The organism is Brucella sp. JSBI001 (genome assembly GCF_026014005.1).
GTDB classification, from domain to species: domain Bacteria; phylum Pseudomonadota; class Alphaproteobacteria; order Rhizobiales; family Rhizobiaceae; genus Brucella; species Brucella anthropi.
Genome location: NZ_CP110339.1, coordinates 1,811,344 through 1,824,800, shown reverse-complemented (window position 1 = coordinate 1,824,800; position 13,457 = coordinate 1,811,344). Strand labels below are relative to the sequence as shown.

The following is a 13,457-nucleotide window of genomic DNA, read 5'->3' as shown; positions in this document are numbered from 1 at the left end:
ATTTTCCTTTTGGTGCTGAACTGTCAGGCAATGCCGCGCATGCGCGCAAGCTCACGCAGCGGGGGGATGGACTGGATTTCTTCGGCTGAAACGTCGTTCCAGCGAATACCACGCGGCCTGCGACGGTTGCGCGTTATCTCGATCAGGCGGCTGGGCGTGGCAATGAAGTCGAGAGCAATATCGTTCTCCGATACGTTGAGGCGCTCTTCCACGATCTGTACGTCATGCACGGCTGCCACAATCAGAGACTGCTCGTCGGCAAGTCCCAGATCGGTGAACATGCCCCATTCCAGATCGAAGAACGCATGGCCTTTGCCAAAACGGACTCCATCGATGGAAACAGCGGATGCGCCAGTCGCAATGACATCAAAACGACCGATATGGGTCAGGTCTTCTAGACTGACCGATCGACCGAAATGTTCCATTCCGTCAAGCCAGGCTGCGGCTTTCTCCAACCCCGGGGGAACGGATCCCGGTTCGAGCAGGAGAAAGCCGCGCTGCATGCCGTAGGTCGGCATGATGAATGGTGTACCCGACATGATCAGGCGACGGCGCAACTCGATCATGGAATTATCTGGCGTCACAAAAACCAATTTGGCTTTCGCAATCCCTTCAATCGCCAGCAAGCGATCCGTAGCTGCCTCTACTTCTTCAAAGTCCGGTATGAATTCCGAGAATTTGAAGTGGAAGCGTGCATCAGGGCGCGCGACGTCTTTCAGCCGATCCCAGATGCGCTGCCGTGTATTGCGGGAATACGCCATGGAGAATCCATGAATTTCAATGTTTCACTATCAATGAAACAAATGTTTCAGTATTGCAAGAGGCGATGATAAGCTTTTTTAGTGCACAGAGAGATTCGGAATAAACGCACATGGCTTCACGTCTGGTACTGCGCATACAGGAGCGCTACGCAAAGCTCACGGCAGGCGAGCAGAAAATCGCGCAGCTCGTTCTCGAGCGCGAGGACGACATTCTGATTCATTCCGCTACCGAAATCGCGGAGATGGCCGGCGTATCCAAGGCGACCACAGCTCGCTTCTTTCAGCATCTGGGCTATGCCGATTTCAATGAAGTGAAACTTCAGGCGCGCGAAGAGCGCAATCGCACTGAACCTTTTGAATATTCGAGTACGGTTGACGAAGAAGTGCCGTTGGTGCGCACCATCAGCACGCACCTCGATCTGGAGATCGCCAATATTACTCGAACGTTCGAGGCGCTTCGCTCTGACAAGATGCGCGAAGCTGCCGAACTTATTGCAGAAGCGCCGCGTGTCTGGGTGATCGGGCTTGGTGACGAGGAAGGGTTTGCGCGCTACGCGCGGCTTCTGTTTTCAAGGCTGCGCCACAGCGTGATGCTCCTGGGCATCAACCAGGGGTCATGGGCTGAGGACCTGGCCATGACTGGTCCGAAGGATGTGTTGCTGCTGATCACATTGCCGCCGCATCGGGCATTGCTGAAACAAATTCTGGGCTACGCCGCAACGAGCCGGTTGAATATCGTGACTATTACAGACCGTGGATCAGTTTTTGAGGCACAGCGTTACGCGCGTGTTGTTCTCCCATGTCATGTAGACAGTATCGCATTGGGCGCATCTTATACCGCCGTCAGCAGCGCCATCCGGCTTTTGGCGCTGACCTATGCTTCATATGCGGGGAAATCGGCGCAACAGCGGCTGGAAATCGTCGCCGGTATTCACGACGAACTTGACGATATGGACTGAAACTCAGCCGTTCAGTTGTTTCTGACATGTTCCGGGCGGAAGCCGACACCGATCAACCTGCCCGCAAGATGTGCAAGAATGGGCCAGCGTGCGAGGTGACGCATAAAGGTGGGTGGCCCATCGCGTCTGGTATTGTTTGTTTCACGCTTGCGACGATCACTGCGCATCATCAGTTGCAGTTTCTGCGTTGCCTTTGTGGGAAAGCGACGTCGGGCTTCGACTGCTTGGAGATACGGTTCCAAAGTTTGGTTATCCTTAAGCGGTGCGGCCAGAATATTGGCTGCTGCAACGGCATCCTGAATGGCGAGATTGACCCCAAAGCCACCAATTGGCGACATGGCATGGGCGGCATCGCCGATACACAGAAGCCCCGGTTTCCACCACGTTTTAAGTCGGTCGATGCGTACGCTCAAGAGATGAATGTCATCCCATGTGCCTATTTCGTTCATTCGGTCAGGAGGCAATGGAGAGACTTCTGCAACTGCCTTGCGGAATGCATCGAGTCCTCCCTGCCTGACTTCGGCAAAGGTCTGTTTGCGGAGTACAAAACCGCATTGCCAGTAGTCACCGCGATCAATCATGACGAAACCTTGTCGAGGGCCGCCATGGCCCATCGTATAGGGTGGGTCATTGGGAGCGTGCGACAACTTCATCCAGAGAATTTCGCTTGGCGAGCCAAAACTTTCGACCTCCAGACCGGCTTTTGTGCGCACCACGGAGTTTCTTCCGTCCGCACCCACAACAAGTTTGGCATTGATATTTATGGTTTCAGCTGGTGTTGTCGCGACGAGGCCGGTAACACTTCCGTCCTTCTCGGTCAGATTGATCACACTTGCACGCATAAGGAGCCTGAAGTTTGAATATTTCGCAGCTTCGCGTGCAATGTAATCCAGAAATTCCCATTGCGGCATGAAAGCGATGAAACGACACTGAGCGGGAATTCTCGAAAAATCGGCTATCGTGATGTCCTTGCCGCCAATCTCCGCATGTAACCGATGCGCCTTGGTATGGGGCAAGTCGAGAAGACCGTCCAGCAAGCCGAGTTCATGCATGACTTGAAGCGTGGACGGGTGAATTGTGTCCCCGCGAAAATCACGCAGAAAATCTGGATGCTTTTCGAGAACGGTCACGTTCACACCAGCGCGTGCAAGCAAAAGTCCCAGCATCATTCCTGCTGGCCCACCACCCGCTATCGCGCAATCGGTTTCGATATAGCTTATTGGCTGCGTCATGACTGTTCCACTCGACCGCGCTTGTTTTGCACAAGACATAAAAAGACCGGCGCTCTCAATAGGTCAAGCGCCGGCTGGAAGTCTACGCGACCAGTAGAGGTCAAAACATGAATTAAATTATCAAGTTTAATTTGTCAAGCCGGTGAGCCCTGTCGTTGGGTCAGTGATTGGAGCTGATTTGACGGAAAGTACTCGAAACCTCTGACTCGTCGGTATATCAGGCATTGAGAATTGAAACCTATCCAAGCGCGGGTGGATTTCTTTTGCCAAGCTGCCGCTCGCGGAAGACCGAGAACAATCCGGCGCTGACGACGATGACCGCACCGGCAATGATGTTCCATGTCAATTGCTCGTGGAACACTGTGACTGCAATACACGCGCCGATAACGAGCTGCAGATAGGTAAGCGGTTGTACTTCTCCTGCCTCCAGAATGTTGTAGGCACGGATGAGGAAATAATGGCTTGCTATACCGCATGCACAAAGGGCTGCCATCCAAAACCAGTCGCTTCTGGCAATAGGCATGAGATAGAAACTGCCGACAAATGTGAGGGCAACAGCACCTGCTATTCCAGTGTAGAAGAAGCTGGTCATGGCATCGTCGCTCTTGCTGACGGCGCGTGTCGCAACCGCGTAAACGGCGAACATGACCATCGCCGCCACGGGTAGAAGCAGGCTTGCGTCGAATGTCGCGTTCACTGGATTGATAATCAGCAGAACACCGATCAACCCGACAATAATTGCAGTCCAACGTCTCCAGCCAACCTTTTCGCCAAGGAAGGGCACCGAGAGCATGGTCACCAATAGCGGCGCGCCCTGAAAAATCGATTGTGCCGTTGCCATGCCCGCGCGACTGAGGGCGAATATGAATGTAACGATTTCAGCAGCAAGCAGGATGCCGCGAAAAACCTGCAAAAAGGGACGTTTCGTTGCTGCGGCCTTGGCAATGCCTCCGGAGCGGATTGCAAGCAGGAGAACGAAGGCAGCAAAGACCCAATAGCGGATCATCGTTATGAGGATCGGCGAATAATGGGTGCCAAGATACTTCGAGATACCATCCTGCGTTGCAAAAATGGTAACCGCGAGAAGTGTGAAGAGATAGCCCTGGCCTTTGCGTGTCATGGCGCACTCATATCGACACAGCTTTGGTGCTGCCACCCATAAAATCCGAAATGCCCACATTGTATGAGCATTCCATCGTTATCGACGGAAGATTTTCAGTCGATGTACTTTGATGGATTGACACCTCCAAGTTCTCGGCTATTCTTTTATAAAAGCCTATATAACATAATTGTGGAACAAATCAAAAATGGGGGTTCTGCCTTGCGGATCAAATTAGCACTCCTTCTGGCTTCTGCCATGATCTTCAGTCCCGGCGTTTCGCTGGCTCAGGACAAGGGTGGTGTCATCAATGTCGCGACCATTGGCGAGCCGCCGACGCTCGACCCGATGGTATCCACTGCCGATCTTGTGGGTATCGTCACGCAGCATATCTTCGAAACGCTCTATACGTTCGACAAGGAATGGAAGCCGACGCCATTGCTGGCAGAAAGCCTGCCTGAAATCAGCGCGGATGGAAAAACCTATACGATCAAGCTGCGTTCCGGCATCAAGTTCCATGACGGTAGCGACATGACGTCGGAAGACGTGGTTGCGTCGCTGGAGCGCTGGACGAAGCTCGCTTCGCGCGGAAAGCAGGCGTCGGCCTTTATCGATAATATCGCGGCGACCGATCCGGCCACAGTGACGATAACGCTCAAGCAGCCTTATGCGCCATTGACCTCTCTGCTTGCCTTCAACAACTCTGCGGCGATCATCATACCGTCAGAAAAACAGGCTGAGCCGATGAATGAATTTATCGGTACCGGTCCCTATATGCTCAAGGAGCGAAAGGCTGATCAGTATATTCAGCTGGTGCGTTTCGACGGATACAAGTCGCGCGACGGTGAGAGTGATGGTTACGGTGGCGCACGCCATCAATATCTAGACGAAATCCGTTTCGTGTCAGTCCCGGATGCTAACACCCGTGTCGAGGCAGCGGTTTCCGGACAGTATGATTATGTCGATTCCATTCCGGTTGAATCATTTGACAAGATCAAGTCTTCGACAGCTTCCCAGCCATTGCTTCTCAAGCCCTTCGGCTATCCTGTCTTTGTTTTCAACACCAAGGAAGGTGTGGCGTCGAAACTGCCGGTCCGAAAGGCCGTGACACATGCGCTGAGCATGGAAGACATGCTTGCAGCGGCATTTGGCAGCACGGAATTCTATGCATTGGACGGCGCTTTCTATCCGTCCAATTTTGTCTGGAATACAGAAGCTGGCGTCGAAGGGAACTACAATGTGGCCCAGCCGGAAGCTGCAGCGGAAGAATTGAAGGCGGCTGGCTACAACGGCGAGCCGCTGCGTATTCTGACCAGCCGCCAGTACGAGTTCCATTACAAGATGGCGCAGGTGGCTGCCGAATATCTGAAACTTGCCGGTTTTACAGTGGATTTGCAGGTTGTCGATTGGGCGACGCTGACACAGCGCCGCGCAGATCCCAAGCTCTGGGATATCTACATAACGCACAGCCCCTTCCTGCCCGAGCCTGCTTTGATGGGCTCTCTATCGACCAGTTCGCCGGGTTGGTGGGACACGCCAGCGCGTAAAACCGTAGTCGATGCTTTCACGTCCGAATCCAATCCGGAAAAGCGCGTTGCGCTGTGGGCGGACGTTCAGAAGACCATCTATGACGAACTGCCCCTGATCAAGATCGGCGACTTCAATGCCGTTGCAGCGATGTCCACCAAGCTGGAGGGCGTCGAGCCAGCGCCGTGGCCTTACTTCTGGAATGCTTCGTTGAAGAAGTAACTTCCGGCAAGGCGAATGCCGTCCTTACGGTCGGCATTCGCTGAATGGTTCAACCTGGAGAATCTGATCGCATGGTGCGCTACATCCTTCAGCGGTTTGTCGGCATGGCTGTCGTCATGTTTCTGGTCGTAACGATCGTATTCGTGATCGTTCGTGTGACGCCCGGCGATCCTGCCGCCGTCATGCTTGGGCCGGACGCATCGGCGCAGGACATTGCCGATCTGCGCGCTCGACTCGGACTCGATCAGTCGCTGGTCATCCAATACTTCTACTACATCGGTCAGCTACTGAAGGGCGATCTCGGCCAGTCGATCTTCCTCAACATGCCGGTTGGTGCAGCATTGCTCGACCGGGCTGAGCCGACCTTCTTTCTGACCGTTCTTTCGCTTCTGATTGCCTGCATCATTGCCCTGCCGGTTGGAGTTTATGCAGCTTATCGGCGCGGTTCCTTTGTCGATCAGGCGGCGACAACGGTTGCTATGCTTGCAGCGAGCATACCGAGCTTCTGGCTCGGTCTCATCCTCATGCAGTTTTTTGCCGTCCGGCTGAACCTGTTTCCGGTATCCGGCTATGGCGGGCCGGGTTCGAGCTTCATCGATCGAATGTACCATCTGATCCTGCCAGCCATCGCGCTGGGGCTGGTTTCCTCCGCTCTGATCCTGCGTTTCACGCGCGCCTCAATGCTTGATGTTCTTGGTGACGATTACATCCGCACGGCGCGCGCAAAGGGGTTGATCGAGCGGCGCGTGATCATGAAGCACGCATTGAAGAATGCGCTTATCCCTATCCTCACAGTCGTCGGTCTCACCGCAGCCGTTCTGATCTCCGGCGCTGTGGTGACGGAGACTGTGTTCGGCCTGCCGGGGGTTGGCAATCTTGTCGTGTCTGCGGTCCTCCGACGGGATTATCCGGTAATTCAGGGCGCGCTGCTCGTCATCGCGGGGCTCTATGTCCTGATCAATTTCATCATCGACATGCTCTATCTGTTCGTAGATCCGAGGGTTCGCTACTGATGGCCGATCTTGTTACGACCACGCAAAAAGCCCCTTCGGAACGCGCTTTGTTCATCCGTCGGCTGTTCAAACGCAAGACGGTGGCGGCAGGCATCATTGTGCTTGCCGTCTTCGCTATCCTCGCGCTGCTGGCACCCTGGATCGCGCCTTATTCACCGTCGAAGCTTTCTATCGTCAACCGGCTCAAGCCACCGAGCGAGATGTTCTGGTTCGGTACGGATGAGTTCGGGCGCGATGTCTTTTCTCGCACGATCTATGCCGGACGGCTGTCACTTATGGTGGGCGCGGCGGTCGTTGTCCTGTCGGCGATCATAGGCGTTACGCTCGGATTGCTTGCAGGCTTCTTTCAGCGTCTGGATACGCCGATCGCTCGCCTGATCGACGCGATGATGGCATTCCCCGACATTCTGCTGGCCATTGCGCTGGTCGCGGCGCTCGGCCCGTCGCTGGCGACGGTCATCGTTGCGCTGTCTGTTGTTTACGCACCGAGGCTGGCGCGCATTGTGCGCGCCTCAACGCTGGTGATCCGTGAGTTGCCCTATGTCGAAGCGGCCCAATCGCTTGGAATTTCGACATTCCACATCATGACGCGGCACGTGCTGAGAAATCTGATCTCACCCATCATCGTGCAATGCACTTTCCTTTTTGCGAGCGCAATGCTTGCCGAAGCGGGGCTCTCTTTCCTTGGTCTCGGCGTAAGCCCCGAGATTCCAACCTGGGGAACCATGATTGCGGCAGGACGCCAATATATCGGTCAGGCCGACTGGATGACCTACTTCCCCGGCTTCGCCATCATTCTTTCCGTCCTCTCGCTCCAGATGGTGGGGGATGGACTACGCGACATGCTCGATCCAAGACTGCGAAGGGATTTGTAATATGATTTCCGGTGAACAGGCGAAGCCGCTTCTTATCACCAATGTCAAACCGGTAGCCTTCGGGGTGGAACACTCCGACGCGACGACCGATATTCTGGTAGGGAAAGACGGTAGTATCAGCGCCATCGGCAAGTCGTTGAACGCACCAGCCAATGTGGAGCGTGTCGATGGCAAAGGAGCTTGGATTTCGCCAGGTTGGGTCGACCTACATGTCCATATCTGGCATGGCGGTACGGATATTTCGATACGCCCTTCGGAGTGTGGCGCTGAACGAGGGGTGACGACGCTTGTCGATGCCGGTTCGGCGGGAGAAGCCAATTTCCATGGCTTCCGGGAGTATATCATCGAGCCGTCCAAGGAACGGATAAAAGCCTTCCTCAATCTCGGCTCCATTGGCCTTGTCGCCTGCAACCGGGTTCCGGAATTGCGAGACATCAAGGACATCGATCTCGACCGTATTCTCGAATGCTATGCAGCCAACAGTGAGCATATTGTCGGGATCAAGGTCCGGGCCAGCCATGTCATAACCGGGTCATGGGGCGTTACGCCGGTCAAGCTTGGCAAGAAGATCGCCAAGATACTCAAAGTGCCTATGATGGTGCATGTAGGCGAGCCGCCCGCGCTCTATGACGAGGTTCTTGAAATTCTTGGCCCTGGCGATGTGGTCACGCATTGCTTCAACGGCAAATCCGGCTCCAGCATTATGGAAGACGAAGACCTGTTCAACCTCGCGGAACGCTGTGCAGGCGAGGGTATCCGGCTGGATATCGGCCATGGCGGGGCGTCCTTCTCGTTTAAGGTTGCTGAAGCGGCAATTGAACGTGGCCTCCTTCCATTCTCAATCTCGACGGACCTACATGGCCATTCGATGAATTTCCCTGTCTGGGATCTGGCGACAACCATGTCCAAGCTGCTGTCGGTCAACATGCCGTTCGAAAATGTCATCGAAGCTGTCACGCACAATCCAGCGTCGGTGATCAAACTCTCGATGGAAAACCGGCTTTCGGTAGGACAGCGCGCAGATTTCACGATCTTTGATCTGGTCGACGCCGACCTGGAAGCGACGGATTCCAATGGCGATGTGTCTCGCCTGAACAGGCTTTTTGAACCCCGCTACGCAGTCATCGGTGCCGAGGCCATCACGGCCAGCCGCTATATACCGCGTGCGCGCAAACTTGTTCGTCATAGCCATGGCTATTCGTGGCGCTGACACTGTCGGCGCAGCATTGAATTTGCGGGAACGTCCCGTGACGAAATGATGAGGAAAATTCGTGTCTCATTCTCCCCAAACGACCGAAGTACAGCACTCCCCCTATGACCGGCTGGCTTCGCTTGGCATAACTTTGCCACCACCGCCACCGCCTATCGCGAATTTTGTCACGCATGTTCGGGAAGGCAATATCCTCTATCTTTCCGGGCAGGGGCCGCGGGAAGAGAGCGGATATTTGCGTGCGGGTAAAGTCGGTGGCGATATCGGCGTGGATCAGGCCTATCAGGATGCCCGACTGACGGGTATCAATCTGCTGGCCGTCATGCACGAGGCGCTTGGCGATCTTTCCCGTGTGAAGCGTGTCGTAAAGCTGTTGGGGATGGTCAATGCCGTGCCGGACTTCGAATTGCACCCCAACGTCATCAATGGCTGCTCCGATCTTTTCATCGAAGTATTTGGCGCTGCCGGACAACATGCACGTTCAGCCGTCGGCTTCGGTTCCTTGCCGGGCAATATCACGGTTGAAATCGAAGCGATCGTCGCCCTGAATGACTAGGACAGCGTCAATGATTGCGCCAACCCATCAGCTTTTCGATCTTCGCTGCCGAAGCGCGCACCTGACTGGTGTAGCGGCTTTCGTCGGAAAGCACTTTCTGTTCCGGGAGCACGATGGAGATTGTCGCAACGCATTGTCCATCGCGGTCGCAGATCGGGGAAGCAATACAGGCAACCGCATAATCGGATTCCGCAATCTGGATCGAGAGTCGCTCATCGAAGGCTTTCGCCGCAGCCTCCGAAAGACTTGCGGCATCGATTTCAGCCCGACCGGTTGGAGAAGTCCGGGCGCAGCGCTTGAAAAGCTCGATCCGTTCATTTGCAGCCAAATGGCCGACCAACAGACGTCCGGATGCGGTCCAGTTCAAGGGCACTCTTGTGCCGACACGCGAGGCAACCTGGAACGGGCTCGGTCCATCTGCCATAGCCAGAACAAGCATATGGTCGCCGTCCCGGCCACACAGCTGCACCGCTTCGTTTGCTTCGCGGCAGAGATCATGCATCTCGTGCGTGGCCACACTCATGAAGTCAAGCGACCGCGCGTAAGCAAGACCGTAGTGATAGAGCCGCGCGCCGAGCCAGATTGCGCCATCCGCATTGCGGGCGAGCATATTCTTTTCAACGAGATCATCGATGGTCACATAGACCGTCGACAAAGGCGCCTTGATCGCCTTTGCAATCGCATAGGGGCCAGCCGGAGCACCGGTTTCATAAAGATAATCAATCACCTGCAACGCACGATCTATGCCGCTCACACGCGAGCGGCGTGTCGACTTGGCTTCGGTGTCGTCTGCAGGGGCCGTTTCAGCGGGGACGGTGGATGATGATGCGCTCACTCAAGTGCTCCATGTGAATTCGAGAAGTTATTACATTACTATGGTATATCCGTCTATGCCTGAGACAGCGAAAGAAATGGGAGAATTGAAATGACCGATGATATCCGCCGCAAGATCGGGCTTCGACCGGTCATCAATGTTTCCGGTACGATGACATCGCTTGGCGCGTCCATCGTTGTGCCTGAGGCGGTAGAGGCGATGGTGGCCATCCTGCCGCAATTCATCGAGGTCAATGATCTTCAGCGCAAGGCAAGTGAAGTGATTGCGCGATTGACAGGCGGCGAGGCTGGCTTCGTCACGGCGTCCTGCTCGGCAGGCATTACGCTTGCTGTTGCCGGAGCTATGACAGGCAGCAACCTTCTCGCAATTGAAAGGCTACCGGACACTACGCCGGAAAAGAACGAAGTTCTGGTGCAGACCGGTCACGTGGTCAGCTACGGCGCTCCGGTCGATCAGGCAATCAGGCTTGCGGGAGGCAAGGTCGTCCTGATCGGACAGGCAACATCGACTCATCGCTATCATATGGAAAATGCGATTACCGAAAAGACGGCTGCTGCGGTTTATGTCGTATCGCACCACGTCGTCGACTATGGCCTTCTGCATCTCAGCGAGTTTGTCGAGATCGCGCATGCCAAGGGTGTGCCTGTGATCGTGGATGCCGCATCTGAATACGACTTGAAGCTGTTTCTGGAAAAGGGCGCAGACATCGCAATCTATTCGGGACACAAGTTTCTGGGCGGTCCGACCTCCGGCATCGTTGCGGGTAAGAAGGAGCTCGTCCGCAATGCGTTCCTGCAAAATCTCGGCATCGGGCGCGGCATGAAAGTTGGCAAAGAGAGCATTTATGGCGTTATGGCGGCGCTGGAAGCGTGGGAGAAGCGTGACCATGCTGGAATTCGCGAGAGGGAAACCGGATATCTGGAATTGTGGAAGAAGACACTGGATGGTCGCCCCGGTATCACGGCTCTGATCGAACCAGATCCGACCAATAACCCGCTCGACCGCCTGCGAGTAATTGTATCAGCTACTGATGCCCACATCACGGCCTGGGATTTGGTAACCGCTCTTGCGCGAGGGAACCCACCGATCATCACACGTGACCATGAGGTAGAGCACAACTATTTCTATCTCGATCCCTGTAATCTTCATCCCGGTCAGGAAACCGTTGTTGCGCAGCGTCTTGGTGAGGAGCTCGATAAAGCCCGGGCGTCTAATGAGATTATCGCCACTCCTTTTGAGGACCGAAGCAGACATCGTTTCGACGGTTTGCTGCGTTGGCCGGATTGATAATCGGAAGAGCCTGAGTAAAGCGGAGGAACATCATGACGTCTGAGAAAATAGCGACGGTTGGAAAACACGAACCTGTTCTATCCGTTCAAGGACTGACCACTTCTTTTCTGGTCGATGGTGTCTGGAAGCCTGTTGTCGATGACGTTTCCTTCGATGTCCACCCCGGAGAAACCGTGGCAATCGTCGGGGAATCCGGCTCGGGCAAGAGCGTAACCTCGCTGTCGATCATGCGTCTTTTGCAAAAGGATACGAGCCGCACCGAAGGCAGTATCAGGTTGGGAGATCTGGAGCTTCTGACGCTCCCGGAAGAGGAAATGCGCCGGATACGCGGCAATGAAATCTCCATGATCTTTCAAGAGCCGATGACCAGCCTCAACCCGCTCTTCACAATCGGAGACCAGATTTCGGAAGCATTGCTCTGCCATTCGCAAATGTCGAAGGCAGATGCGCGCGCTGAAACGATCCGCTTGCTTGAAAAGGTCCGTATCCCGTCGGCTGCTTCCCGCTTCGATGAATATCCACATCGCTTTTCAGGCGGTATGCGTCAGCGTGTCATGATCGCGATGGCTCTGGCGTCGAGACCCAAACTGCTGATCGCCGACGAACCGACAACGGCATTGGATGTAACCATTCAGGGGCAGATACTCGATCTTATCAAGACATTGCAGGAAGAAGAGGGCACGTCCGTTCTTTTCATCACGCATGACATGGGCGTGGTGGCCGAAATATCGGATCGTACGGTCGTCATGTTTCGGGGAAAGCAGGTCGAGACAGGGCAGACTGCTGATATTTTCCGGCAGAGCCAGCATCCTTATACGCGAGCACTTTTGTCGGCGGTTCCTGTACTGGGTTCAATGCAGGGCTATCAACGTCCTCTACGGTTTCCGATAGTAGACAATGCGACTGGCCTTTCGGAAACGCCAGTCGAGGTGGCGGATACGGTCGACAAGATCGATGTACCCGTGTTGGAAGTAAAAGGCCTTACAAAGCGCTTCGAGATTTATTCGGGCTTTATGTCTCGCCTGAGCGGGCGTGTTCATGCCGTGGAAAACGTGTCCTTCGATCTTCGCAAGGGCGAAACCCTTTCGCTAGTTGGCGAGAGTGGGTGTGGGAAATCGACGACCGGCCGTGCCATCATGCGGCTGAGCGAACCGGATTCCGGTGAAGTTCTGGTTGAAGGCCGAAACATTCTGTCCCTCGACAAACAGGCTATGCGCGAGATGCGACGGTCGGTTCAGATGATCTTTCAGGATCCCTATGCATCGTTGAACCCGCGCATGACAGTGGGTGCCGCGATCGCGGAACCCTACATTGAACACCGGCTGGGGAGTGTGCGGGACGCGAAGGATGTTGTTGCAGACATGCTGGAGAAAGTTGGCCTCACGCCTGATATGGCAAAGCGCTATCCGCATGAATTCTCTGGCGGGCAAAGGCAGCGTATCTGTATCGCCCGCGCGCTTGCCTTGAAACCTAAAGTCATCGTGGCAGATGAGAGTGTGTCGGCGCTCGACGTCTCGATCAAGGCGCAGGTCATCAATCTCATGCTCGATCTTCAACAAAGTCTCGATCTAGCGTTTCTGTTCATCTCACACGATATGGCCGTCGTCGAGCGTGTAAGCCATCGTGTGGCCGTCATGTATCTGGGCGAGATCGTAGAAATCGGACCGAGATCGGCGGTATTTGAGAACCCTCAACATGATTACACACGCAAGCTGATGGCGGCTGTTCCGGTTCCTGATCCTGACAGACGCCGGGTGAAGCTTTCAAGCGAAACGGGAGAACTCAAGAGCCCAATCCGTCCTGCGGATTTCGTTGTGCCTTTGCGCGAATATCGAGAGGTATCGCCGCAGCACTTCGTGGCGTTGTAGAGCATGCAAT

12 protein-coding genes are annotated in these 13,457 nt (G+C 54.9%); 8 read left to right on the top strand and 4 right to left on the bottom strand.

The features are described from left to right. Positions 1–23: 23 nt before the first annotated feature. Positions 24–761, bottom strand: a complete 738-nt coding sequence (locus tag LJ361_RS08665; RefSeq protein ID WP_029928017.1) for a 5-formyltetrahydrofolate cyclo-ligase — start codon at positions 759–761, stop codon at positions 24–26. Between the two features lie 110 nt (positions 762–871). Between LJ361_RS08665 and LJ361_RS08660 the strand changes: the two genes are divergently transcribed. Then, complete coding sequence (locus LJ361_RS08660; protein ID WP_029928016.1) at positions 872–1,720, top strand: MurR/RpiR family transcriptional regulator; 849 nt, start codon at positions 872–874, stop codon at positions 1,718–1,720. 11 nt (positions 1,721–1,731) lie between these two features. Here LJ361_RS08660 and LJ361_RS08655 read toward each other — a convergent pair whose 3' ends face one another. Both LJ361_RS08655 and LJ361_RS08650 read right to left on the bottom strand, forming a co-directional pair. Then, complete coding sequence (locus tag LJ361_RS08655; RefSeq protein WP_029928015.1) at positions 1,732–2,952, bottom strand: FAD-dependent oxidoreductase; 1,221 nt, start codon at positions 2,950–2,952, stop codon at positions 1,732–1,734. A 238-nt stretch (positions 2,953–3,190) separates the two neighbouring features. Then, positions 3,191–4,072, bottom strand: a complete 882-nt coding sequence (locus LJ361_RS08650) for a DMT family transporter (RefSeq protein ID WP_029928014.1) — start codon at positions 4,070–4,072, stop codon at positions 3,191–3,193. A 237-nt stretch (positions 4,073–4,309) separates the two neighbouring features. Between LJ361_RS08650 and LJ361_RS08645 the strand changes: the two genes are divergently transcribed. The 5 genes from LJ361_RS08645 to LJ361_RS08625 all read left to right on the top strand — a co-directional run bounded on the left by LJ361_RS08645 (position 4,310) and on the right by LJ361_RS08625 (position 9,454). After that, a complete protein-coding gene (locus LJ361_RS08645; protein WP_373418748.1) occupies positions 4,310–5,800 on the top strand; it encodes an ABC transporter substrate-binding protein in 1,491 nt (496 codons plus the stop codon). A gap of 71 nt (positions 5,801–5,871) precedes the next feature. After that, positions 5,872–6,813, top strand: coding sequence for an ABC transporter permease (locus LJ361_RS08640; protein WP_010660949.1), 942 nt, complete (start codon positions 5,872–5,874; stop codon positions 6,811–6,813). After that, positions 6,813–7,688: an ABC transporter permease gene (locus LJ361_RS08635; RefSeq protein WP_010660950.1), complete on the top strand. Its 876-nt coding sequence runs from the start codon at positions 6,813–6,815 to the stop codon at positions 7,686–7,688. Before LJ361_RS08640 ends, LJ361_RS08635 begins: the two co-directional genes overlap by 1 nt. Before the next feature lies 1 nt (position 7,689). Continuing rightward, positions 7,690–8,898, top strand: coding sequence for an amidohydrolase/deacetylase family metallohydrolase (locus tag LJ361_RS08630; protein ID WP_264813331.1), 1,209 nt, complete (start codon positions 7,690–7,692; stop codon positions 8,896–8,898). A gap of 61 nt (positions 8,899–8,959) precedes the next feature. Next, positions 8,960–9,454 carry a RidA family protein gene (locus LJ361_RS08625; protein ID WP_011982717.1) on the top strand — a complete coding sequence of 165 codons (495 nt, stop codon included), beginning with the start codon at positions 8,960–8,962 and terminating at the stop codon, positions 9,452–9,454. A gap of 7 nt (positions 9,455–9,461) precedes the next feature. Here the strand turns inward: LJ361_RS08625 and LJ361_RS08620 are convergent, their stop codons facing one another. Continuing rightward, a complete protein-coding gene (locus tag LJ361_RS08620) occupies positions 9,462–10,289 on the bottom strand; it encodes an IclR family transcriptional regulator (RefSeq protein ID WP_029928011.1) in 828 nt (275 codons plus the stop codon). A 90-nt stretch (positions 10,290–10,379) separates the two neighbouring features. Between LJ361_RS08620 and LJ361_RS08615 the strand changes: the two genes are divergently transcribed. Both LJ361_RS08615 and LJ361_RS08610 read left to right on the top strand, forming a co-directional pair. Beyond that, positions 10,380–11,576, top strand: a complete 1,197-nt coding sequence (locus LJ361_RS08615; protein WP_010660954.1) for an aminotransferase class V-fold PLP-dependent enzyme — start codon at positions 10,380–10,382, stop codon at positions 11,574–11,576. A 35-nt stretch (positions 11,577–11,611) separates the two neighbouring features. Further along, on the top strand, positions 11,612–13,447 hold the full coding sequence (locus LJ361_RS08610) for an ABC transporter ATP-binding protein (protein WP_010660955.1): 1,836 nt from the start codon (positions 11,612–11,614) through the stop codon (positions 13,445–13,447). The last annotated feature ends 10 nt before the right edge of the window (positions 13,448–13,457 follow it).

Excerpts from the sequence above, each read along its gene's own strand:
- LJ361_RS08665 (WP_029928017.1), bottom strand. The coding sequence starts at position 761 with ATGGCGTATTCCCGCAATACACGGCAGCGCATCTGGGATCGGCTGAAA.
- LJ361_RS08660 (WP_029928016.1), top strand. The coding sequence starts at position 872 with ATGGCTTCACGTCTGGTACTGCGCATACAGGAGCGCTACGCAAAGCTC.
- LJ361_RS08655 (WP_029928015.1), bottom strand. The coding sequence starts at position 2,952 with ATGACGCAGCCAATAAGCTATATCGAAACCGATTGCGCGATAGCGGGT.
- LJ361_RS08650 (WP_029928014.1), bottom strand. The coding sequence starts at position 4,072 with ATGACACGCAAAGGCCAGGGCTATCTCTTCACACTTCTCGCGGTTACC.
- LJ361_RS08645 (WP_373418748.1), top strand. The coding sequence starts at position 4,310 with ATGATCTTCAGTCCCGGCGTTTCGCTGGCTCAGGACAAGGGTGGTGTC.
- LJ361_RS08640 (WP_010660949.1), top strand. The coding sequence starts at position 5,872 with ATGGTGCGCTACATCCTTCAGCGGTTTGTCGGCATGGCTGTCGTCATG.
- LJ361_RS08635 (WP_010660950.1), top strand. The coding sequence starts at position 6,813 with ATGGCCGATCTTGTTACGACCACGCAAAAAGCCCCTTCGGAACGCGCT.
- LJ361_RS08630 (WP_264813331.1), top strand. The coding sequence starts at position 7,690 with ATGATTTCCGGTGAACAGGCGAAGCCGCTTCTTATCACCAATGTCAAA.
- LJ361_RS08615 (WP_010660954.1), top strand. The coding sequence starts at position 10,380 with ATGACCGATGATATCCGCCGCAAGATCGGGCTTCGACCGGTCATCAAT.
- LJ361_RS08610 (WP_010660955.1), top strand. The coding sequence starts at position 11,612 with ATGACGTCTGAGAAAATAGCGACGGTTGGAAAACACGAACCTGTTCTA.